At 64.2% G+C, this 324-nt stretch carries 1 protein-coding gene; it reads left to right on the forward strand.

Annotated elements, in window-relative coordinates; translation table 11 throughout:
* Nucleotides 1–54: 54 nt before the first annotated feature.
* The coding region (locus GVL12_RS26070; RefSeq protein ID WP_200844118.1) for an RRXRR domain-containing protein at nucleotides 55–324 on the forward strand (270 nt) is incomplete at its 3' end.

A 324-nucleotide genomic window follows, 5' to 3' on the forward strand; every position in this document is an offset into this window, starting at 1 on the left:
GCTGGAAAGACAGCCTGGCTGCACAGATTGCAGCGCTTGTGATCAGGAGTCGATGTGGCGGTTTTTGTGTTGGACATCCATGGCAAGGCTTTGATGCCGTGCACCGAAAAGCGCGCCCGGCTGTTGCTGGACCGCGGCCGGGCGCGCGTGCATCGCCTCCTGCCCATGGTGATCCGGCTCATCGACCGCCAGGCCGACGACTGCGAATTCCAGCCTCTGCGTCTGAAAATCGACCCGGGGAGCAAGACTACGGGGCTCGCGCTGGTCCGCGAGGTGGCGGCAGTGGACGCTTTGACTGGCGAAGTCCAGCTGGGCGTAGCCGTG

Source organism: Pantoea sp. 18069, assembly GCF_902706035.1.
Taxonomy (GTDB): Bacteria; Pseudomonadota; Gammaproteobacteria; order Burkholderiales; family Burkholderiaceae_C; genus Comamonas.